Source organism: Aureicoccus marinus (assembly GCF_002954325.1).
In the GTDB taxonomy this organism is placed as follows: Bacteria; Bacteroidota; Bacteroidia; order Flavobacteriales; family Flavobacteriaceae; genus Aureicoccus; species Aureicoccus marinus.
Map to the genome: position 1 here is coordinate 2,337,159 of NZ_MQVX01000001.1, position 21,858 is coordinate 2,359,016.

Consider the following 21,858-nt stretch of genomic DNA (forward strand, 5'->3'; position numbering starts at 1 on the left):
TTGCAATTTATTGATTTATGCTTGAGCAGAAAGAAAGAACCTATGAAAAGACCGTGTTGATCGGAGTGATCAATTCGCGTCAGAACGAGCAAAAAGTCACGGAATACCTGGATGAGCTGGAGTTTCTTACCCAAACAGCGGGCGGAGAAGTGCTAAAGCGATTTGTCCAACGCGTAGAGAAACCCAATGCCAAAACCTATATTGGTAGCGGTAAAATGGAGGGGGTTCAGGAATTCGTGAAAGAGCATGAAATCGGTTCCGTCATTTTTGACGATGAGCTCAGTCCTGCCCAACAAAACACCATTGAAAAATTACTGAAGTGCAAGATTCTGGACCGGACCGGTTTGATTCTTGATATTTTCGCTCAAAGAGCGCAGACCAGTTATGCACGAACCCAAGTAGAACTCGCCCAATACGAATATTTACTGCCCCGCTTAACGGGTCTCTGGACTCACTTGGAACGCCAACGCGGGGGTATTGGAATGCGGGGACCCGGTGAAACCGAGATTGAAACCGACCGGCGTATTGTGCGGGATCGAATCGCCTTACTCAAGAAAAAGCTTCTCAAAATAGACCGGCAAATGGGTGTACAACGCGGGAATCGCGGTGCGTTGGTCCGTGTCGCTCTGGTCGGTTACACCAATGTGGGAAAATCGACCTTGATGAATGTAGTCAGCAAGAGTCAGGTCTTTGCCGAAAACAAACTCTTCGCTACCCTCGATACAACTGTTCGTAAGGTCGTTCTAGGTAATCTTCCGTTTCTTTTAAGCGACACGGTAGGATTTATCAGAAAGCTACCTACACAGCTCGTAGAGAGCTTTAAAAGTACCCTGGACGAGGTGAGAGAGGCTGATCTTCTTCTTCACGTGGTGGATATTTCGCACCCCAACTTTGAAGAGCACATTGCCTCGGTCAACAAAATTCTGGAAGAAATCGGCTGCATGGATAAGCGCAGCATCACCGTATTTAATAAAATTGATCAGTACCATCCTGAACCTCTCGATGAAGATGATCTCATCACCGAACGAGAAGCCCGTCATTTCACTTTGGAAGAATGGCAAAAAACCTGGTTCTCTCGCCTGGGAAATCGGGCCCTTTTTATCTCGGCAACTGAAAAAGAAAATCTGGAAGTCTTCCGAAAAAGAGTATACAAGGAAGTGCGCGACATACACATCACGCGCTTCCCGTATAACAATTTCTTGTATCCAGAAAATCTGGATGAATACGGCTCCGAAGAGCTGTCTTAATTGATGGAGTAACTCAGACCCAAAGTCCAGTAGGTCTGCAATTCGTTGTCGAGATTATCGAAAGTAATATCGGTGTTACCCAAGGTATTGACCTGGTAGTTCAAGGCTTCCTGACGGTTATTTCTCAAACCAAAATCGAACCCAACACCAATCACCTTCCAGAGCGTGTAAGAGAAGGAGTTGATCCACGTCCAGTTGCTTAAATCACTGCTTTCGTAGCTGTTGAACATGGAAAGGTTAGATTTGAAGTTCACCGCGCCAATCTGCTTCGTGTAATCCGCCACAATTTTGGCACCCAAGGAAGAGTTGAAAATGGTGTCATCCTTACTAAACACAAAGTTGTAGTTCAAAGGGTGAATCACCACGACTAAGTCATTGATCGGAGTCCAGGTAGCACCCACACCCAAATCCAAATAACCCGGATCGTTGAAGTTACTCAAGATCGTCGTTCTGTATTCTCCTAATCCAGATACAGCCCATTTATCGCTCAACTTACGGCCATAAAGGGAGCTGAGGTTAAAAACGTCTGTCGCTTGTCTGAAACCGGAGTTGTCCGTATCGTCATCACGGTCATCCAATTTCACCCAGTTCAGGTTGATGTTGGCTGAGTTTCTCCAAAAGAATTTCTCTTCCTTTTGATTAGCGTACGCATTTACTGTAAAGCCGATGTTACCGGAATTGTTGTTTGGAATGCCTTGTGCGAACCAGTTATTAAAACTCGAAATGTTGGTTCCGATGGTTCCAAAAGCACCTACTTTCCAGCCAGGAAGGGCATCAATTTGTGCCTGTAGGGCATTTGCTCTTCCCTGAATTTGGGCAATGGAGTCCTTTTTAGAAGCGAGTTTAGCCTTTAACTCCTCTTCTGTCTCTTGGGCGAAAACCCCCAACGGTAGGGCAACCAAGGCCCACAGAATCATTTTTTTCATCTTGTAATAAATAGTGTTTATTCTTCACAAAAGTACACGGAAGTCACTCTTCGGACAACCTTAACGCTTAAAAAGGGGAACAGCGGAACAAGATTCACCGTACATTACTTTTTTTGCAACGGCCTGTAGTTTTTCCATGGCCATTAGGTAGGCGGCGAGAGGAACAGCCTTTTCTGAGCACCCCTTCAAGATGACGGCCTTGTCTTGATAGGCGCTGTAATCAAGGGCATTGAGAATGTCTTGATAGAGGGAGGAATTTAAATCTTCTTCGCACCCAAGAACTACTTTTTTCGCAAAAGGCAATAGGGAGGAACAGACCAAAGTGTAGCCCCAAGCAGGTATAATGGCATCCGTGCTACAGTACAAGGCGATGTATTGATCTTTGTAGATGGACCAGTCGATCGACTTTAGGGCCGCACGAAACTCTTTTTCTCTTAGAATAAGTCCTGCATGCAACCACTGGGACAAGTCAATTTCGGCCCGTTGGCCTTCCGGAAAGTGATCTTCCAAGTCAAAGGTCATCAGAGCACTATTGGCTACCCTATTTACAATTTCTTCTTTCATTAGAGCATCCCAAGTTCGAGCTTAGCCTCTTCACTCATTAATTCCTGGGTCCAGGGCGGGTCAAAGGTGATTTCGACAATAGCGTCGCTCACCTCATCAATGGATTTGACCTTTTCTTCTACTTCCACCGGAAGGGTTTCTGCCACTGGACAGTTGGGAGAGGTCAAGGTCATCAGGATTTTGACTTCCTGCTCCTCGTTCACAAAAACGTCGTAGATCAGGCCCAATTCGTATATATCAACCGGGATTTCGGGATCATAAATAGTCTTGAGAACACGGACAATTTTATCGCCCAGTTCAGCGGTATTGGGTTCACTCATGTTACTGCCTTTGAGATTGGAAAGCCACAGCGTACAACTTCATTTGCTTGATCATACTGACCAAACCATTGGCGCGGGTGGCGGATAAATGTTCTTTTAAACCGATTTGATCAATAAAATCGGTGCTGGCGTCAACAATGGCTTGAGGGGGCTGGCCACTAAAGACACGAATCAGTATGGCGATGATGCCTTTGGTTAAAATGGCTTCACTGTCAGCGGTAAAATGCAGCTTGTCTTCCTCCATATCGGCATGAACCCATACCTTGCTCTGGCAGCCTTTGATCAGATTGTTTTCGGTCTTGTGTGCCTCGTCAATCAGGGGCAAAGATTTACCCAAATCAATGATGTATTCATAGCGCTGCATCCAGTCTTCAAACAGCATGAACTCATCAATGATCTCTTCTTGGATGTCGGATATAGCTTTCATACGATTATTGTAGCATGTTTACGGCCCGTTGAACTCCGGCGACCAGGCGGTCAGCCTCTTCATAGGTGTTGTAAAAACTAAAGCTCGCTCGAACCGTACCCGGAATCCGATAAAAATCCATGATGGGCTGAGCACAGTGATGACCGGTACGAACAGCAATGCCCATTTGGTCCAGTAAACTCCCAATATCATAAGGATGCAGCCCTTCGACATTAAACGAAATGACAGAGGTCTTGTTTTCGGCCGTTCCGTAGATCTTCAGCCCCGGTATCTCGAGCAGCTTCTCACTGGCATAACGAGTAAGCTCTTCTTCGTAGGCTCCTATTTTGTCTAAACCAATCGAGTTCATATACTTTACGGCAGCCCCAAAAGCAATTCCACCACAGACATTAGGTGTCCCCGCTTCGAATTTATGAGGTAAATCAGCGTAAGTCGTTTTATCAAAGGTCACCTCAGCAATCATCTCACCCCCTCCTTGATAAGGAGGTAATTTAAGGAGCCATTCTTCCTTCCCATAAAGCATCCCTATTCCTGTAGGTCCGCACATCTTATGGGCCGAAGCAGTGTAAAAATCGACTCCAAGCTCCTTCAAATTTACGACCAGGTGAGGGGCGGCCTGGGCTCCATCCACCAAAACAGCAGCACCTACTCTGTGGGCCATCTCCACCATTTGGGCAACGGGATTCACAGTCCCCAAAGCATTCGAAATATGATTGAAGAAAACCATCTTGGTTCTTTCGTTCAAGAGAGCGCTGTAAGCCTTTAAATCCAATTCTCCAGCTTCATTCATCGGAATTACCTTGAGCACAGCTCCGGTCTTTTCGCAGAGCATTTGCCAGGGTACAATATTGGAATGGTGCTCCATGGCCGATACCAGAATTTCATCCCCGGATTTCAGCAGGGCAGACATCCCGGAAGCCACAATATTAATGCTGTGCGTGGTCCCCGATGTAAAAATAATCTGGTGAGGCTTATCGACCCCAAAATGCTCCTGTAAAGTGGCTCTGGCCTCTTCAAAAGCATCGGTAGCCGTTTGCGATAAATGGTGTACCCCACGGTGAATATTCGCGTTGTACCGGGAGTAGTAATCAACGATGGTGTCGATTACAGCCGTGGGTGTCTGTGAGGTCGCCGCATTATCTAAGTAAAGCAGGGGTTGGCCTTTCACCTGCTCCGAGAGGATTGGGAAATCCGCTCTAATGTTTTCTACTTCTTCTTTCTTCAGCATTTTTAAACATCAAATCCCAGTTCTACTCCTAGTTTATCTGCAATTATTCCGTTGATTCGATTTTTTAAAGCATCCAGTCTAACACTCTCCAAGACGTTGTTGGCAAAAGCATACATCAAAAGCGCAGTCGCTTCCTTCTTGGGTACTCCTCGGGATTGCAAATAGAAAAGTGCATCCTCATCGAGTTGCCCAATAGTACAACCGTGGGAACAGCGCACATCATCCGCAAAAATTTCGAGCTGAGGCTTGGTGTTTACCGTGGCCTTGTCGCTGATGAGGATGTTGTTGTTTTGCTGGAACGCATTGGTTTTCTGGGCGATTTGATCCACAATGATTTTCCCGTTAAACACTCCGGTGGAATGGTCAGCGTAAATGCCTTTGTAATCCTGGTGGCTTTCGCAATTCGGTTGTGCGTGGTGCACTAAGGTGTAGTGGTCTACGTGTTGCTTTTCACCCAACAAGGTGATCCCCTTCAAAACCGAATCAATGCGAGATCCGTCCTGATAAAAGTTCAGGTTGTTGCGGACCAATTTTCCTCCGAAAGAAAAGGTGTGAACACTGGCTACACTGTTGCTTTTTTGATCGATATAGGTGTTGTCTACCAAGGAGGCATTGTCGCGGTCATTCTGCACCTTGTAATAATCCAGATTAGCACGTTCAGCGACAAAGATCTCCGTAACTACATTGGTGAAAACCTCATTCTTGGTGAGGTTTTGGTGTCTCTCGATAATCTGAGCTTCCGCACCCTCTTCCAAGACAATCAGATTGCGTGGCTGTAACATTTGAGCAGCCTCACTACCTGTACTGAAGTGCATGATCTGAATAGGCTTGTGCGGCGCTTTTCCTTTGGGAATGTAGATGTAGGCGCCTTCTTTAGAAAAAGCCGTATTCAAATGGGTCATAGAATCATCCTTTACCGCCTTGTTGAAGTAGTTGTCAATGACTGCCTTGTAGGTCGGCTTGGTCAAAGCCGCACTCATTAGGCAGATATCCATGCCCTCATGCGTTGTCTCCGACAAATACGAACTGTAGACCCCGTCGATGAAGACAATCTTGTAACTGTCAATTTCGTGCAAGAAGTAAGACTTCACCTCTTTGTAATCCAAGGCACCTTCCTTAGGAAACAAACTAAAATCAACCTTTTGCAAGGCATTTAGTGATGTGTATTTCCAGGCTTCTTCCTTTTTTGTCGGAAAGCCGTGGTCCTCAAATTTTTTAATAGCCTCAGACCTCAACTCGTGAACTGAACTGTCCAGGTCCACAGAATCCTCAAAGGCCAAAAAAGAGGAAACGATTTTTTCCTTTAAATCCATTAGACGGTAGTTTTCTGTTTCAACCAATCGTATCCTTTGTCTTCCAATTCAAGAGCGAGCTCTTTGGTTCCTGATTTTACAATCTTTCCTTGGTGCAATACGTGCACATAATCTGGAACGATATAATCCAACAAACGCTGGTAGTGGGTAATCACGATGATGGCGTTGTCTTTGCTTCTCAATTTGTTCACCCCTTCGGCCACAATGCGCAGAGCATCGATATCCAATCCAGAATCCGTTTCGTCCAAGATGGCCAATTTGGGTTCCATCATCGCCATTTGGAAGATCTCGTTTCTTTTCTTCTCTCCACCAGAAAAGCCTTCGTTCAGGGATCGAGACAAGAACTTTCGATCGATCTCGAGCAATTCGGCTTTCTCGCGAATGAGCTTCAACATCTCGTTCGCCGGCATCTCTTCCAAACCTCGTGCTTTACGGGTTTCGTTCAGGGCCGTTCTCATAAAATTGGTTACGGTGACTCCTGGAATTTCAACAGGATATTGAAAGGAAAGAAATACCCCCATGTGGGCGCGTTCTTCCGGAGACAAACCTTCCAGGTCTTCTCCTAAAAGCTCCATTTTTCCAGAAGTTACTTCGTATTCTTCTTTACCAGCAATCACGGAGGCCAGGGTACTCTTACCGGAACCGTTCGGTCCCATGATGGCGTGTACTTCACCGGCATTCACCTCGAGGTCAATTCCATTGAGGATGGTACTTTCTTCTATTCCTGCAACTAGATTAGATACTTTTAACATGATTCGTTTTAATTCAAATAGTGTTTAATAGAATGTCCCCGGGATTATCCCACTGAGCCCTCCAAACTGATTTCTAATAATTTTTGTGCTTCCACAGCGAATTCCATCGGCAATTTGTTCAGTACTTCTTTGCTGAATCCATTGACGATTAGAGCAATCGCTTTTTCAGTATCGATTCCCCTTTGGTTGCAGTAGAAAATTTGGTCCTCACCAATTTTACTGGTCGTCGCCTCGTGCTCGATTTGTGCCGAGCTGTTCTTGGCTTCGATATAAGGGAAAGTGTGTGCTCCGCAGAGATTCCCCATTAAGAGGGAATCACACTGCGAAAAGTTTCTTGCATTTTCTGCTCGCGAATTGATTTGCACCAATCCTCGGTAGCTGTTCTGGGAGTGCCCGGCCGAGATACCTTTCGAAATAATGGTACTTCGGGTGTTCTTCCCTAGGTGGATCATTTTGGTACCCGTATCGGCTTGCTGGTGGTTATTGGTCACCGCAATGGAGTAAAATTCTCCGATACTGTAATCCCCCTTCAAAACACAGGAAGGATACTTCCAGGTGACGGCCGAACCAGTTTCTACTTGAGTCCACGAAATCTTGGCTCTTTTCTCGCACAGACCACGTTTGGTTACGAAGTTGTACACACCTCCTTTTCCTTCTTTATCGCCAGGGAACCAATTTTGTACCGTTGAGTATTTTATCTCCGCTTCGTCCATGGCAATGAGTTCAACGACGGCGGCGTGCAACTGATTCTCGTCTCTTGAAGGGGCGGTACAGCCTTCCAAGTAACTCACGTAACTCCCTTCATCGGCAACCACGAGTGTGCGTTCGAACTGACCTGTTCCCGCCTGGTTGATTCGGAAATAAGTCGAAAGCTCCATCGGACAGCGAACACCCTTTGGGATATAACAGAAACTTCCGTCCGAGAATACGGCGGAATTCAAAGCAGCGTAAAAATTATCTTTTGGCGGAACCACCGATCCGATGTATTTACGGACCAACTCAGGGTGTTCCTGAATGGCTTCAGAAATGGAACAGAAAATAATACCCTTCTCGGCCAAGGTCTTTTTAAAAGTCGTCGCAACTGAAACTGAATCCATCACGATGTCTACAGCAACCCCGGCCAGCCTTTTCTGTTCTTCCAGAGAAATACCCAATTTTTTGAAGGTCTCCAACAATTCAGGATCCACCTCGTCCAAGCTGTCGTACTTGGGCTTTTTATTCGGTGCTGAATAGTAAGAAATATCCTGAAAATCAGGCTTGGTGTACTCCACGTTTGGCCATTCCGGCTCAACCATCTCCTGCCAGTTACGGAAAGCCTCCAGACGCCATTCGGTCATCCACTCCGGCTCTTCCTTTTTCTTGCTGATGGCTCGAACGATATCTTCGTTCAATCCTTTCGGAAAGGTTTCGGACTCAATATCCGTGTAAAATCCGTAGGCATATTCTTTGGATTCGAGCTCTTTCTTTAACTCTTCTTCTGTATAAGCCATTTTTTGTTTTTTGGTGGAAATTCAGTGTGCCTGCATAGCGGTTAGAGCGAGAAGCTTTCACCGCATCCACATGTTCGTTGTGCGTTGGGATTGTTAAAAACAAATCCTTTTCCGTTTAGACCTCCGGAATACTCCAGTACCGTTCCAACCAGGTAGAGAAAGCTCTTTTTGTCAACAACAATGCGCACATCGTTGTCTTCAAAAACCTGATCATTATCGGCGACTTGAGCATCAAAAGTTAAATCATAAGACAAACCGCTACATCCTCCGCTTTTTACCCCTACACGGACGAAGTCGGTATCCGTATTGAACCCTTCTTCTTCCATAAGGGTCAATACTTTTTTTCGGGCTGATTCTGAGACTTGTATCATAAGACGCTAACCGCTTGAACTATTTTGCAAATATAGCCCATAAGTCGCGGAATAACAGCCACACTAACATTTAGATAACAAATAAAGAAATCGAGAAAAACGATTGCCTTAATGAAGCTCGAGAAGAAGGAGATCACCACCTCCCTTTGACGGCAAGTCCAGCAAGTCGTTGGAGCGGGTTTCGCCCACCCATAAAATACGCCCATCACGCATCTCTACCGCGTCAAAACCAAAGTCGATGTCGGCTCCACCAAAGTTCTTTTGCCAAATGACCTGTCCACTTGGATTACAGCGCAGCAGCCATAAGTCATTTTCTCCTGCGATATTCACCCCGACCGCATCGGAACTTTTCGTATTTCCAATCAAAAGCAGATCTCCGTTATGACAAGATTTAATGCTCAGCACGGAATCAAAATCAGAACCTCCATAGGTCTGTTCCCATTCCATATTTCCATCAGCATCCAACTTGAGCAGCCAAGCATCGGTTACTCCAATGGCACGGCCGATATCTTGATCATCACTATTGGTGTCTCCGGCGATGTAGACGCCACCATCGCGGGCCGCAATGACTCCGTATCCGTGATCAATACCGCTGCCTCCAAAGGATTTTTCCCAAACAAAGTCCCCGGTAGGACCGACTTTAACGGCCCAGACATCATAGCTCCCCTTGGGGTTACTGATGTCAAAGTCGTCACTTTCAGAAGCCCCCACTAAAACCAGATTTCCGTCTACAGTTTCGGTAACGGCATAAGAACGGTCATTACTCGTTCCTCCAAAGTAACGGCGCCAAACCAAATTGCCAGCGGCATCCAATTTGGTGCCCCAAAACTCGCCTACCCCGTGACGAAACAGCCCATCATTGCCCTGGCCACCGGAGAGGGTCACGTCTAAAAAACCAGCAAAAAACAAACCGCCATCCTGGGTTTCAATCACCTGGTACGAATGGTCGTGGCCGGCAAAACCAAAACTCTTTTCCCACAAAATATTACCCGCCGAATCCAGACGGACGATCCAATTGTCGTGAAAACCTTCGTTGCGGCTTCCATCGCCATCGGAGCTCATGGCATATCCCACCAAAGCATATCCGCCGTCCGACGTTTGAACAAGACTTTGACCACGGTCATCGCCACTGCCCCCAATGGTTCGATTCCACTGCAAAGCACCGTACCGATTGTACTTTAAAATCCAGTAATCGTTTACAGCGAGGTCCTTATCCTGGATGTCTCCATCGGTGCTGTTGGTAAAGCCCAGAATGGCGTAGCCTCCGTCCTGGGTTTCAATAATAGACCGAGGAGTATCATCCCCTGAACCTCCTATTCTTTGGACGAGCATCAATTCACCCTGATTGAGCAAAGGAGCGTCGTCAATTGCAGGATTGCAGCTGCTAAGCAAGAGCATACCTGCTAATACAGTTTTTAAACCGATTAGTACATTTCTCTTTTTCATCGCGAATATTCTAATTGCTCTCTTTTAAAATGAAGAGTCCTTGCTCAATGTCATTCACCAAAATAAAACCACTGGGCAGATACGGATACACACTCCACACCCCATTGAATTGAGCATTGTCTGAAGTGGGATGGGTGTCAAAATAGGCCAGCTCTGTCATGCTCCGCTGGGCGATATTACTGATGTCGATGATGCGCACACCTGCTGTGTAATTGGCCAGGTAGAATTTGTCTCCCAAGACATAACCGTTGTGGTCAATTGCATTGGTGGGTCCTTGGTACTCGTAGTGGTTCACAGGGTTGTCCAGATTGCTCACATTGAAGACGATGGTGCGGGAACGATAGCCCGTCGGTCCTGTCTCATCCAATTCATCTCCCAACAAAAAGAAACGGTGGTCTTCTGTAAACCAACCTTGGTGGGTGTAGCCAATATCCGCATAGGTGACCGAACTGATAAATTGAGGATTGCTTTTGTCGGTTATGTCGACGAATACCACTTCGTTTTCGTTAGCTCCGACAAATATTTCACGACCGAGGTACACCTGATCTGGTCCGTTGTAGGTGATTACCTGGGCATCGTGGGTATAACCACTTCCTCCGTAACCTCCTCCAGGACTGGGGGACTCCGGGTTAGAAACATCGACAAAGTGCACTCCTCCCTGGTAGGTGTCATTCCTATCCGTCCCAACAGGATAAGCGTAACCAATATCTTCATTGATGACCACATTGTGGGCATTTCCGATACCATTGTATACGGCATCCGCGTCATAGGTGGACGCAGAAGTCTGCCCACGAAGACGGGTTAAATCAAAGATCTGCATCCCGTGATTGCTTGCTTCAGCGACAATAAAGGCATGATTTCCATACACTTTAATATCGCGCCAGATGCTGTTTTGCGTAGCCGTTGGCAATTTTCCCAGGTAGGTTCCCTGGCCTTCAGCATCCAGACGGACAAAGCCTGTTCCGTTCTGCAGACCAACCAAGGCGTACTCCGCACCATCCATGGGATCCACCCATCCCCACACATCATTGGCTTCACCAGATGACATTTCTTGCAGTGTCACTCGATCAACCAGGTCAATCCCCATACAAGGAAACCCGCCTGCACTACCGTTTTCGCAGGGTGCACTCCCTGAAGTATTTCCTCCAGTTCCGCCCCCGTCAGTGCCACCGCTACCAGTGCCACCGCCATAGTTACCCCCACCACCTGTTCCCCCTCCGGTTACAGGGGACATATAGTCCGAATCAGAACCGCAACTCGCTAAAAACAAACAAGTGGCAAGACAAAGAAAAGAAAGGGCCCAAATGGGCTTATGGATTAGTGTTTTCATCTTTTTAATTGATTCAAAAAAGAAAGATACGATTTAATATGGCTGAGTTAAATTTGCGCCATGGAATGGGAAAACAAAGACCGGCAAAGTACAGCAGTATCAACACTTGGCGAATTCGCCCTTATCGAGCACCTTACCAAAGGTTTTGAATTACAGAATCCAGGAAGCCTGGTCGGAATTGGAGACGACGCAGCCGTTATTCATTTCCAAAAAGAGCACGGCCTAATCAGCACCGATATGCTGGTGGAAGGAGTGCATTTTGATTTGGGGTATATGCCTCTCACACACCTGGGCTACAAATCCGCCGTGGTTAATATTTCGGACATCTGCGCCATGAATGGCCGGCCGACACAGCTGACCCTTTCGCTGGCTGTTTCCAACCGATTCACCCTGGAAGCTTTGGAGCATTTTTATGATGGCTTTGCTAAAGCCTGTGCCCACTACAAAGTAGACCTCGTCGGAGGAGATACTACTTCTTCCAACAAGGGGATGATTATCAGTGTTACTGTTTTGGGGGAAGCAGAAAAAGAAAAAACCACCTACCGGAGCAAGGCCGCTGACAACGAATTACTCGTGGTCAGTGGAGATTTGGGCGGCGCTTATCTGGGTCTGCAGGTTTTAGAAAGAGAGAAACAGGTGTTTCAGGTGAATCCTCAACACCAGCCTGATTTAGAACCCTACCACTACCTGGTCGAAAGGCAACTCAAGCCGGAGGCACGACTCGACATTGTGGAACTTCTCGAAAAACTTGAGGTCCAGCCAACAGCAATGATCGATATCAGTGACGGGCTTTCTTCTGAAGTTATACACCTCTGTCAGAACAGTCAATTGGGCTGTCAGTTGTATGAAGAAAAAATCCCAATTGATCCCACGGTGATCTCTACGTCAGAAGAATTCAAGATGGATCCCACAACAGTGGCGCTTAACGGCGGAGAGGATTACGAATTACTCTTCACCATCAAACAAGAAGATTTTCCAAAAATTAAAGGGAATCCCAACCTTACCGTGATTGGGCACATGACCGAGGCCTCCCGAGGGGCTCAACTGGTGACAAGATCGGGGGAACTCTTTCCTTTACAGGCTCAAGGCTGGAACGCCTTTAACCAAGAAGACTAGTAAAATTCAGCCGAAGATTGGCGGCGAGACTTGCGCTTAAAGTGAATAGCACGAAGGGTGTTATTGATTTCGATCTTTTCGGAAGTCAATTGGGTTAGCTGGCCATTTACATCGGCACATACCTGTTTCTGGCAATGCATGCAGGTGTATTCCTTGATGTGATCCGTGATTTCTCTGGATACCTTATACTCATGTCCGAGCACCGCACAGAGGGCGCCCTTTATTTTACTTCCTTGTCCAATGGGTCTCTTTTTCATGTAGGTTGTTGTTTACTCTTTTGGGGTTTGGTTTTAACTTTCTGGATCGGCGAAAAGCGAAAAAAGTCGTTTAAAATCGCTCAACCCTTCAAGCGCACTTTTAAATTAGTAATTTCGGTTCCTCCGATCAAGCCTAATCTGTGATTCGTACAAAAAAATCGACATGGCTACTTGCCTTCGCTCTTTTTTCGCTCTTTTTTGGTGCAGGAAATCTCATTCTTCCGCCTCTTTTGGGTCTAGAAGCCGGCGCAAGCTGGACAGCCGTTGCTTTAGGCTTCTGTCTATCAGCCGTTTTTATTCCTGTATTGGGTATAGTGGCCCACTCCCGTCTGCAGGGAAGTCTCTACGATTTAGCTAAACCGGTTTCCGGCAGTTACAGTCTTTTGTACTGCCTGGTCATCTACAGTATTTCGATTAGTCTGCCCTCACCGAGAACAGCTTCCGTCAGCTATGAAATGGGAATTGCCCCCTTATTCGAAATGCCCAGTTGGGTCTTTGCCACGATTTACTTTGGTTTGGTATTCGCCTGCGTCTGGTTTCGCAGTAAAATCCTGGACTGGTTGGGCAAAATCCTGACTCCTGCACTCTTGTTACTTCTCTTTACCCTCATCGGGGCTGTCATTTTTAATTTGGATTGGCCAGTCGACCACACCCCTCAGGCAGATACCCTTTCTAAGGGTCTTTTGGAAGGCTATCAAACCTTTGATGCTATTGGCTCTGTAGTTGTCGGTGGGGTGATTATTATTTCGGTCAACCTCAAATTTCCGCAATACGACTTAGCAGAAAAACAAAAACTGATCGCAAGAGCTGGATTTCTGGCCGGACTGGGCTTGCTCACCGTATACATCGGACTGATTTTGGCTGGAGCCAAATCCACTCCCTTTTTCCCGCAAGAGATCAGTCGTGCCGATTTACTCATTGGCATTACCCGACAAAATTTAGGGGCCACAGCCCAATGGATCTTAAGCCTGATGGTATCCTTGGCCTGCTTCACTACAGCCGTAGGAATCATTACGGGAACGTCTGACTTTATTAAAGAACAACTAGGCAACTCCCAACGAGCATACCGCATTACAGCCTTCGTCGCCTGTGTTATTGGAGTTTTGGTGGGTCAGTGGCGTGTCGACTTCATCATCGCGGTAGCCGTTCCGGCACTGATGTTGGTTTATCCGGTAACCATTGTTTTGATCCTCCTGAATGTACTCCCTAAAAGCTGGACCTCTCGAACGATTTTCCGTATAGTTGTGGGAACGACCATGCTGTTCAGCCTTCCAGACTTCCTGGGCTCTGTGGGTTATCCCTTGTCAGAGTCTATGACCAGCAAGATTCCCTTACAGGCCTACAGCCTAGGCTGGTTTATTCCAGCTGCAGTCGCTTTTGGCCTAAGTTCGATTTTGACCAGAAAAAAAGGCGTATCTGAAGAAGGCTAAGCGTTCATCAAGTCTTCAATCTCTTCCGAGATTATCGGAATATGACCCATCAAATTCAAAGGGGCTGCATCCTGCTGAATGACCACATCGTCTTCCAAGCGAATTCCGAATCCTTCATCAGGAATGTAAATCCCGGGTTCAACCGTAAACACCATCCCCTCCTTCATCGGGGTTTTTAATACCCCATAATCGTGGGTATTCAATCCCAAATGGTGACTTGTCCCGTGCATAAAGTACTTCTTGTAGGCCGGATGCTCCGGAGATTGGTTCTGTACATCGGCCTTGTCAAGTAGTCCCAAACCAATCAATTCGTCGGTCATGATCAATCCGACTTCTTTGTGGTACTCCTTCCAGAGGACACCGGGTGTTAATAGCGCAGTTGCTTTGTCCTTGACCCGATTCACCGCGTCGTAAACGGCTTTTTGACGCGGACTAAAGCGGCCCGAAACTGGGATGGTTCGCGTCATATCACTGGAGTAATTGGCGTATTCGGCACCTACATCCATCAGGATGAGGTCTCCGGCTTTACACTCCTTGTTGTTTTCGATGTAGTGGAGCACATTGGCGTTATTACCGGATGCAATAATGGGCGTATACGCGAAGCCTTTTGACTTGTTGCGGATAAATTCATGCAGGTATTCAGCTTCAATTTCGTACTCCCATACCCCGGGTCGAACAAACTGCAGTACCCGGTTAAACCCTTGGGCTGTTATATCACAGGCCTTTTGCAGTAAGTCAATTTCTTCCGGTTCCTTTACTCCCCGGATATCCTCTAAAATCGGAAAGCTTTTGGCCACCTTATGGGCCGGAAACTCTCGTTTGACTTTTTCTATAAAACGGTCTTCCCTGGTTTGGGTTTCGACCGCCTGACGGTAGTGCTCGTTGGTATTGAGATAGACGGTTTCAGCCTCTCCCATCAAATCAAAAAAATCCGGTCAAAATCACTGAGCCAGTAAACGGTTTCGATTCCGGAGACAGCCGTGGCCTTACTTTTATCGAGTTTAGCCCCTTCCCAGACCGCAATATGTTCATTGGTTTCTCTGACAAACAAAACGGCTCTGTGCTTGGGGTCCAGGGCGTCAGGAAAGAGCAGCAAAATGGTTTCTTCTTGGTCTACTCCGCTGAGGTAAAACAAGTTACGCTCTTGCTCAAAAGGCATAGTCCCATCTGCACCAATGGGGTAAACATCATTTGAATTGAAGGCAGCCAAGCTTTTGGCTTGCATCTGCTGCATAAACTTCGCTCTGTTCTTGATAAAGAGAGAGGCTGGAAGGGAATCGTATTTCATGGATGTGGGTTTAGTCGTCCAAGACTACCGCTGGGCGGTAAAATATCGCTTTGAAAACCCCAAAAATCAGAAAAAAACAGGCTCCAGCGAAAAAACCGGGCCAAACCCCTGCCCATAATTCACCTGTAGGGGTAATGGTAGAGAGGTATTCGGCTTGCCATTGCTGCAGAAAAGCCCAGTTCGCCAAATAACCCTGACGGCTTTCAAAAAAAGCACCCAAAACACCCAACAGGGCATTTCCAAGAAAACCATAGGACCCTCTTTTGATCAAAAGACTAAAGAGTCCGGAGCCCAGTAATCCTGCAAATAACATCAGGGCGAGAGCGCTTTGAGATTCCATAATTGGCCGGTTTGGTTCCCTCAATATATAGATTCTAATGCTTATCTTCAGGCTGCTTTTGGCAAAGCTGGACTTTGCCTAAACCCGACAATAACATGAGAACCTTCCTATTCGTGGCAATCTGCTTAAGTTTCGCCCTGGGTACTGCCCAAAACGCCAACGACAATTTTCCAACTTCAACACCCGCACTGGAATGGCTAGAAGCCAACCAGAATCGGGATTTTCGCCACAACACTTCCCTACTAAAAAACATGGAACTTCAGTTAATCGGCCCTTCCGTCATGAGCGGTCGTGTAGTCGATATAGCTGTAAATCCTGAGCGTCCGACTGAGTTTTACGTTGCCTATGCCTCAGGTGGGTTATGGTTGACCAAGGACAATGGAATTTCCTTTGATCCGGTGATGGACAATGCCCCTACCCAAAACATTGGCGACATTGCCGTGGACTGGAAAAACAACGTCATCTGGGTCGGTACTGGAGAAAACAACTCCTCCCGTTCCTCTTATGCCGGTATGGGGCTCCTTCGTTCCGATGATGGAGGCGAAAGCTGGGAGTTTAGAGGACTCCCGGACGCCCACCACATTGGTCGAATTGTTTTGAACCCAGAGAATCCTGACGAATTGGTCGTTGGGGTAATGGGACACTTGTACTCACCAAACAAAGAGCGCGGGATTTTCCGATCTACTAATGGAGGTAAAAACTGGACCCAAAGCCTTTTTGTCAGCAACGAAAGTGGGGTCATTGACCTGGCCATGGAACCGGGCAACTTCCAGGTGCTTTACGCCGCAACTTGGGAAAAAGACCGCAAGGCCTGGAATTTTAGCGGAAACGGAAATGGATCTTCTATCTACAAGAGTACCAATGCCGGACAAACTTGGGAGCGCATTAGTAAACCCGATAGTGGCTTCCCTACAGGAGAAGGAGTCGGACGGATCGGTCTAGCCGTTTACGATGCCCGAACCCTATATGCGGTAGTCGACAACCAATTCCGCCGACCGGCCGACAAGAAAAAGAACAAAAAAGAAGGCCTGGTCAAAGAGGATTTCCGCTCCATGAGTAAAAGCAACTTTTTGAAATTGGAAGACAAGGAACTCAACGACTTCCTCAAAAACAATGGCTTTCAGGAGAAGTACCGAGCAGCCAATGTCAAGCAAATGGTCCGTGAGGGCAGTGTTCAACCGGCAGATCTCGTCAGTTATCTGGAAGACGCCAATTCACTCTTATTTGACACTCCTGTCATTGGCGCCGAGGTGTACCGATCTGATGATGGCGGAATGAGTTGGTATAAAACACACCAAGACTTCATCGACGATCTGTTCTACAGCTATGGATATTATTTCGCTCAGGTTCGTGTTGATCCGCAAAATAAGGAGCGTATCTATCTCGCCGGGGTTCCTCTGATCGCCTCTGACGACGGCGGAAAAACCTACTATTCCATCAGTAAAGAAAATGTACACGCAGACCACCATGCTCTCTGGATTAACCCCAAGCAAAGCGGTCACCTTATCAATGGAAACGACGGGGGTATTAACATCAGTTACACCAACGGAGACCACTGGATGAAGAACAATTCTCCCTCAGTTGGTCAGTTCTACGCCATCAATGTCGACAACGAATCTCCTTACAATGTTTACGGAGGCCTCCAAGACAATGGTGTCTGGAAGGCATCCCACACGGCCAGAGAAGATTCTCGCTGGCATCAAAGCGGGCAGAATCCTTGGACCTCGATCATGGGAGGTGATGGAATGCAGGTCGAAATCGACCCCCGCAATTCCAACATCGTATTCACGGGCTTTCAGTTTGGAAATTACTTCCGTTTAAATCTAGAAAACGGCAAACGGAAGCGGCTTCAAATCAAGCACGAACTGGGTGAATCGCCTTACCGTTTTAACTGGCAGACCCCCATTCGCTTGTCCAAGCACAACCCGGATGTAGTCTACTTTGGTGGAAACAAACTACACCGTTCCCTGGACCGCGGAGACAGCTGGACGACAATTTCAGAAGACCTCACCCGAGGGGGTCGCAAAGGAAACGTGGCTTACGGTACCCTGACCACCATCAGCGAATCGCCATTTGTTTTTGGTCGTTTGTATACCGGAAGTGACGACGGAAAAGTTTACACCAGTCCTGATGGCGGTTACAGCTGGCAGGATATTTCGGCGGGGCTTCCCAAGGAATACTGGATCAGCGAGGTTACGGCTTCCAAACACAAACCCGAGCGCGTTTATGTTACCGTCAACGGATACCGCTGGGATGACTTTGCTGCCCATGTGTACCGCAGTGATAATTACGGAAAAAGCTGGACGGCCATCCACCAAGGACTTCCTCTAGGTTCGGTCAATGCATTGGTCGAAGATCCGGTCAACGAAGACCTGCTGTTTGTTGGAACAGACATTGGACTTTTCGGCAGTCTGGACGGTGGTAAAAGCTGGAACCAAATGAGTAATGGGCTGCCGGCCGTAGCCGTTCACGATTTGGTCATCCAAGAAGAAGCGGCCGATTTGGTCGTGGGAACCCACGGGCGCAGCATTTATCGCCTGCCGATTGCTTCCTTGCAAAAACACGGGAAAACAAACGGAAAATCCGTTCACTTGTTTGCCCCTGAATCAGTGCGTTTTTCCCGTAACTGGGGGAACAGTTGGAGTCAATGGGGCAAAGCCTTTGAACCCTCTTCTGCTATGATGTACTTCTCTTCTGCACCGCAAAGTGTACAACTGCAGGTAACCGCAGAAAACGGAAGTTTGGTATACGAAGACAAATTGGACACTGACAAGGGTTACAATGTCTTCAACTACGCGCTTACATTCAGCGAAAGCGGTTACAAGAACTGGCGAAAAGCCAAGGGTGATGAAGTAGACGAGGCCAAGAACGGCCTGCGTTACCTACCCAAAGGCGACTATACCGTCAAGCTAATTCAAGGAAAGGCAAGTTCGACCGCTGAGCTCAAAATCAAGTGAAATTAGACCTCACCATTCCGGCCCTCTTGTTCCCGGCCATCTCTTTGACGATGTTGGCCTACAACGCGCGTTATTTGGCTCTGGCAGCCTTGATTCGGCAGCTTCACGGACAGTACATGCAAACCTCCTCCCTGCCGCTTAAAAGGCAAATCGATTCCTTAAAAAAGAGGCTGGGAATTATCAAGCAAATGCAAGCCACGGCTATTTTGAGCTTCTTGCTGGCAGCCGTGACCATGTTTCTGATTTACGTGGAGGCCATTGTGTGGGCCAAGGTCATTTTTGGTATAAGTCTGATCAGTTTAATGATCTCCTTGTCCCTCTCTTTGATTGAAGTACAGCTATCGACTCGGGCCTTGCGCATCCAACTCGAGAACATGGATCAATCGGACGATTAAGCTTCTTTTCCGAGATGAAACAAGGCATCTCCTCGGCTGATTACCGCTTGGTGGTTGACGGAAAATACCGGCCCTGTATGGGGGGCCTTCACTTCCTTGCCTTTGGTTTGGAAGGTATTGACCACCGAACCGATCACTTGGCCTTCTTCGACCCAACTGCCGTTTTCTACAGCCGGTAAAAACATGCCTGATGCTGGTGAGCGAAGCCAAACAGAATCGCTCAGAAGAACCGATTTCTTTTTCGCCTTGGGAACAGAGATGTCTTTGCTGAGCATCTTGTGTTTTTTCAGCAAGCGCAAAACCCCGTTGACTCCCGTCTGAATACAGTGCTCATCAAAGCGCATGGATTCACCCGCCTCATAGACGATGACAGGCTTCTTTAAGCGGTGAAGATGCTTGCGGAATGATCCTTTGATCAAACCCGATTCCAGCGTAAAGGGCGCATTAAAGTCTACTGCTAACTGCGCGCTGGCCTGATCTCCGGTGCTATATCGAATTTGCGGATAGTTAAAGCGCTGCGCTCCTCCGGTATGTAAATCCACGGCCCAGTCGATCTGTGGCAAAAGCTGTTGACTGTATCGGGCAGCAATTCGGCTGGCCAAAGACCCGCGTACACTCCCCGGAAAACTCCTATTGACGTCCTTCCCATCCGGCACTTCTCTCGAGAAGTGAATAAACCCAAAGACGTTGAGAACAGGAACCAGAACCAGGGTGCCCGTGACGATTTGATCATTGAGCATGCTGCGCAGGCGCCGAACAATTTCTATCCCGTTAATTTCGTCTCCGTGCAGACCACCCTGAACCAAAACAACAGGGCCTTCTGCTTTGGATTGAATCACATTCACTTGAACTTCAATCAAAGTGCCTGTCGGCAATTGGGCTATCGCTAATTGCATGCGGCTGGTTTTCCCCGACTTACTCTTTTGGTCGTCTATGACAATTCTCTTCATCCCCTATCTTCTTTTTCGCCCACTACCTCTTAAAGCATACTCCATAATGGCCTTGGCTACATTTACCCCTGTTGCCGATTCAATTCCCTGCAAACCCGGGGAAGCATTCACCTCGATAAGAAGAGGACCATTCTTGGATCGAATCAGATCAACCCCAGCCACTCCAAGCCCCAAAAGCTTGGTTGCTTGCAGAGCAATAGCCTTTTCTTTCTTGGTCAGTTGTACGGCTTCACCCAATCCTCCACGATGAATGTTGGCTCTGAATTCTCCCAAAGCGCCTTTGCGTTTCATGGAAGCAACCACTTGTTGATCTACCACAATCACGCGAATATCTTCCCCCTTGGCTTCCTCGATATAACGTTGTAATAAGATGGGCGTACCCAGACGGTAGAGGGTATCGCACATCGATTTAGCGGAAGCCAGCGATTCGGCCAGGATCACCCCGGTTCCATGGGTTCCTTCCTGCATTTTAATGATTACCGGTGGCCCCCCAAGGAGTTCAATTTGGGCCGAAAGACTCTCCGGATTGATCGAAAACAGGGTTTCGGGAATGGGCAGCCCTTCCTTGGCAAAGAGTTGCATAGTTCGGACTTTGTTCCTCGCCCGAATAATACCGAGCGAACGGGCGACACTGAAAGCCCCTTCAATTTCGAATTGCTTGACAATAGCCGCACCATGCCGGGTAACACCACTACCAATTCGGGGAATCACCGCTTGAAATTCGCCGCTGATGGATTCTTCTCTTAAGAAGAGTTCCGATCCATCTGAGCTGAGGCGAACGGAACACAGACTGTGGTCAATTTGTTCGGCATAGAGCCCGAGGATTTCGGCTTCTTCGAGTAATCGGCGTGTAGAATAACCTCCTCCGCTCTTCGATAAGATGGCAACTTGTATCATTTGATGGGAAAGTTCGCACAAAAATGCCACTTCTTTCTCATCCATCCGCATAAGTATTTAAACTGATTCTAAACAGCCCGCCTTACGCAATGGATTTCTTGTTAAAAAACGAGCCGTGCCCTAATTTTGTAAAAAACAGAATTTTATGAGCGGAATGCTTAAATCTTCCATTCTTCGGAAGGTAGTTATGGCGCTTTCAGGCCTCTTCCTAGTCTCTTTTTTGTTGTTGCATTTTTCCATCAACTTGAGCTCGGTAATCGATCCAGAATTATTTAATCAGTGGTCGCACTTCATGGGGTACAATCCACTTGTGCAATACGTTGCACAACCCATCTTGATCGCAGGGGTCATTGTTCACTTTGTCATGGGGTTCATTTTGGAAGCCCAGAACAGAGCAGCAAGAGGGAAAGGCTATGTGCAGTACAAAGGAAGCGCGAATGCTCCTTGGGTATCGCGCAATATGTTGTTGAGTGGAGGAGTTGTTTTGGCTTTTCTCGCCTTGCACTTCTATGACTTTTGGGTTCATGAGATGACCTACAAATATGTCGATGCCCTCCCGGAAGATCCTGCGCGCTATTACGAAGAGACGGTTGCCAAATTCGTCCCGATGTGGAGAACGGTCATCTATATGATCAGTTTCTTCTTATTAGCCTTGCACCTGTGGCACGGATTCGCCTCCTCTTTTCAGAGTATGGGAATCAACAACAAGTACACGCCTGCCTTGGTGAAATTCGCCAAGTTTTACGCCATTGTAATTCCTGGTGGTTTTGCATTTATCGCCCTCTATCATCACTTAAATCACTTAGCGCACTAG

At 47.3% G+C, this 21,858-nt stretch carries 21 protein-coding genes and 1 pseudogene; 6 read left to right on the plus strand and 16 right to left on the minus strand.

Annotated features, from left to right (window positions below; all coding sequences use genetic code 11):
• Positions 1 to 17 precede the first annotated feature (17 nt).
• Positions 18 to 1,247, plus strand: coding sequence for a GTPase HflX (hflX, locus tag BST99_RS10995; RefSeq protein ID WP_105001851.1), 1,230 nt, complete (start codon positions 18 to 20; stop codon positions 1,245 to 1,247).
• Here the strand turns inward: hflX and BST99_RS11000 are convergent.
• The 11 genes from BST99_RS11000 to BST99_RS11050 all read right to left on the minus strand — a co-directional run bounded on the left by BST99_RS11000 (position 1,244) and on the right by BST99_RS11050 (position 11,414).
• A complete protein-coding gene (locus BST99_RS11000; protein WP_105001852.1) occupies positions 1,244 to 2,173 on the minus strand; it encodes a DUF3078 domain-containing protein in 930 nt (309 codons plus the stop codon). The genes hflX and BST99_RS11000 overlap by 4 nt on opposite strands.
• A gap of 60 nt (positions 2,174 to 2,233) precedes the next feature.
• Entirely contained in the window at positions 2,234 to 2,737 is a 504-nt protein-coding gene (locus BST99_RS11005) for a DUF2480 family protein (RefSeq protein WP_105001853.1), read from the minus strand.
• Entirely contained in the window at positions 2,737 to 3,057 is a 321-nt protein-coding gene (locus tag BST99_RS11010) for an iron-sulfur cluster assembly protein (RefSeq protein ID WP_105001854.1), read from the minus strand. Before BST99_RS11010 ends, BST99_RS11005 begins: the two co-directional genes overlap by 1 nt.
• A gap of 1 nt (position 3,058) precedes the next feature.
• Positions 3,059 to 3,484: a SufE family protein gene (locus BST99_RS11015; protein ID WP_105001855.1), complete on the minus strand. Its 426-nt coding sequence runs from the start codon at positions 3,482 to 3,484 to the stop codon at positions 3,059 to 3,061.
• Positions 3,485 to 3,488: 4 nt separating this feature from the next.
• Complete coding sequence (locus BST99_RS11020) at positions 3,489 to 4,712, minus strand: aminotransferase class V-fold PLP-dependent enzyme (RefSeq protein WP_105001856.1); 1,224 nt, start codon at positions 4,710 to 4,712, stop codon at positions 3,489 to 3,491.
• 2 nt (positions 4,713 to 4,714) lie between these two features.
• Positions 4,715 to 6,025 (minus strand): Fe-S cluster assembly protein SufD, encoded by a 1,311-nt coding sequence (gene sufD / locus BST99_RS11025; protein WP_105002500.1) that lies wholly within the window; start codon positions 6,023 to 6,025, stop codon positions 4,715 to 4,717.
• On the minus strand, positions 6,025 to 6,777 hold the full coding sequence (sufC, locus tag BST99_RS11030; RefSeq protein ID WP_105001857.1) for a Fe-S cluster assembly ATPase SufC: 753 nt from the start codon (positions 6,775 to 6,777) through the stop codon (positions 6,025 to 6,027). Before sufC ends, sufD begins: the two co-directional genes overlap by 1 nt.
• 44 nt (positions 6,778 to 6,821) lie before the next feature.
• On the minus strand, positions 6,822 to 8,267 hold the full coding sequence (sufB, locus tag BST99_RS11035; RefSeq protein ID WP_105001858.1) for a Fe-S cluster assembly protein SufB: 1,446 nt from the start codon (positions 8,265 to 8,267) through the stop codon (positions 6,822 to 6,824).
• 41 nt (positions 8,268 to 8,308) lie between these two features.
• The gene (locus BST99_RS11040) at positions 8,309 to 8,638 is read right to left on the minus strand and encodes a HesB/IscA family protein (RefSeq protein ID WP_105001859.1); all 330 of its coding nucleotides are present in this window, start codon (positions 8,636 to 8,638) and stop codon (positions 8,309 to 8,311) included.
• Between the two features lie 108 nt (positions 8,639 to 8,746).
• Positions 8,747 to 10,084, minus strand: coding sequence for a hypothetical protein (locus BST99_RS11045; protein WP_105001860.1), 1,338 nt, complete (start codon positions 10,082 to 10,084; stop codon positions 8,747 to 8,749).
• A 10-nt stretch (positions 10,085 to 10,094) separates the two neighbouring features.
• Positions 10,095 to 11,414: a choice-of-anchor B family protein gene (locus BST99_RS11050; RefSeq protein ID WP_245916247.1), complete on the minus strand. Its 1,320-nt coding sequence runs from the start codon at positions 11,412 to 11,414 to the stop codon at positions 10,095 to 10,097.
• A 60-nt stretch (positions 11,415 to 11,474) separates the two neighbouring features.
• On the opposite strand from BST99_RS11050, the gene thiL reads away from it, so the two are divergent.
• The gene (gene thiL / locus BST99_RS11055; RefSeq protein ID WP_105001862.1) at positions 11,475 to 12,530 is read left to right on the plus strand and encodes a thiamine-phosphate kinase; all 1,056 of its coding nucleotides are present in this window, start codon (positions 11,475 to 11,477) and stop codon (positions 12,528 to 12,530) included.
• Here thiL and BST99_RS11060 read toward each other — a convergent pair.
• Positions 12,527 to 12,787 carry a hypothetical protein gene (locus tag BST99_RS11060; protein ID WP_105001863.1) on the minus strand — a complete coding sequence of 87 codons (261 nt, stop codon included), beginning with the start codon at positions 12,785 to 12,787 and terminating at the stop codon, positions 12,527 to 12,529. The genes thiL and BST99_RS11060 overlap by 4 nt on opposite strands.
• A gap of 140 nt (positions 12,788 to 12,927) precedes the next feature.
• Between BST99_RS11060 and brnQ the strand changes: the two genes are divergently transcribed.
• Positions 12,928 to 14,217, plus strand: a complete 1,290-nt coding sequence (gene brnQ, locus BST99_RS11065; protein WP_105001864.1) for a branched-chain amino acid transport system II carrier protein — start codon at positions 12,928 to 12,930, stop codon at positions 14,215 to 14,217.
• Here the strand turns inward: brnQ and BST99_RS11070 are convergent.
• Positions 14,214 to 15,505, minus strand: a pseudogene (locus tag BST99_RS11070) (aminopeptidase P family protein). The gene brnQ and the pseudogene BST99_RS11070 overlap by 4 nt on opposite strands.
• 10 nt (positions 15,506 to 15,515) lie before the next feature.
• A complete protein-coding gene (locus BST99_RS11075; RefSeq protein ID WP_105001865.1) occupies positions 15,516 to 15,845 on the minus strand; it encodes a hypothetical protein in 330 nt (109 codons plus the stop codon).
• Positions 15,846 to 15,940: 95 nt separating this feature from the next.
• Here BST99_RS11075 and BST99_RS11080 point away from each other — a divergent pair, with 95 nt between their 5' ends.
• Entirely contained in the window at positions 15,941 to 18,802 is a 2,862-nt protein-coding gene (locus BST99_RS11080; RefSeq protein ID WP_105001866.1) for a WD40/YVTN/BNR-like repeat-containing protein, read from the plus strand.
• Positions 18,799 to 19,197 carry a DUF2721 domain-containing protein gene (locus tag BST99_RS11085; RefSeq protein WP_105001867.1) on the plus strand — a complete coding sequence of 133 codons (399 nt, stop codon included), beginning with the start codon at positions 18,799 to 18,801 and terminating at the stop codon, positions 19,195 to 19,197. The genes BST99_RS11080 and BST99_RS11085 overlap by 4 nt, the downstream gene beginning before the upstream one ends.
• Here the strand turns inward: BST99_RS11085 and BST99_RS11090 are convergent.
• Both BST99_RS11090 and BST99_RS11095 read right to left on the minus strand, forming a co-directional pair.
• A complete protein-coding gene (locus tag BST99_RS11090; RefSeq protein ID WP_105001868.1) occupies positions 19,194 to 20,147 on the minus strand; it encodes a succinylglutamate desuccinylase/aspartoacylase family protein in 954 nt (317 codons plus the stop codon). The genes BST99_RS11085 and BST99_RS11090 overlap by 4 nt on opposite strands.
• A 3-nt stretch (positions 20,148 to 20,150) precedes the next feature.
• Positions 20,151 to 21,044 carry an ATP-grasp domain-containing protein gene (locus tag BST99_RS11095; RefSeq protein WP_245916248.1) on the minus strand — a complete coding sequence of 298 codons (894 nt, stop codon included), beginning with the start codon at positions 21,042 to 21,044 and terminating at the stop codon, positions 20,151 to 20,153.
• Positions 21,045 to 21,189: 145 nt separating this feature from the next.
• On the opposite strand from BST99_RS11095, the gene BST99_RS11100 reads away from it, so the two are divergent.
• Positions 21,190 to 21,858: a succinate dehydrogenase cytochrome b subunit gene (locus BST99_RS11100; protein ID WP_105001869.1), complete on the plus strand. Its 669-nt coding sequence runs from the start codon at positions 21,190 to 21,192 to the stop codon at positions 21,856 to 21,858.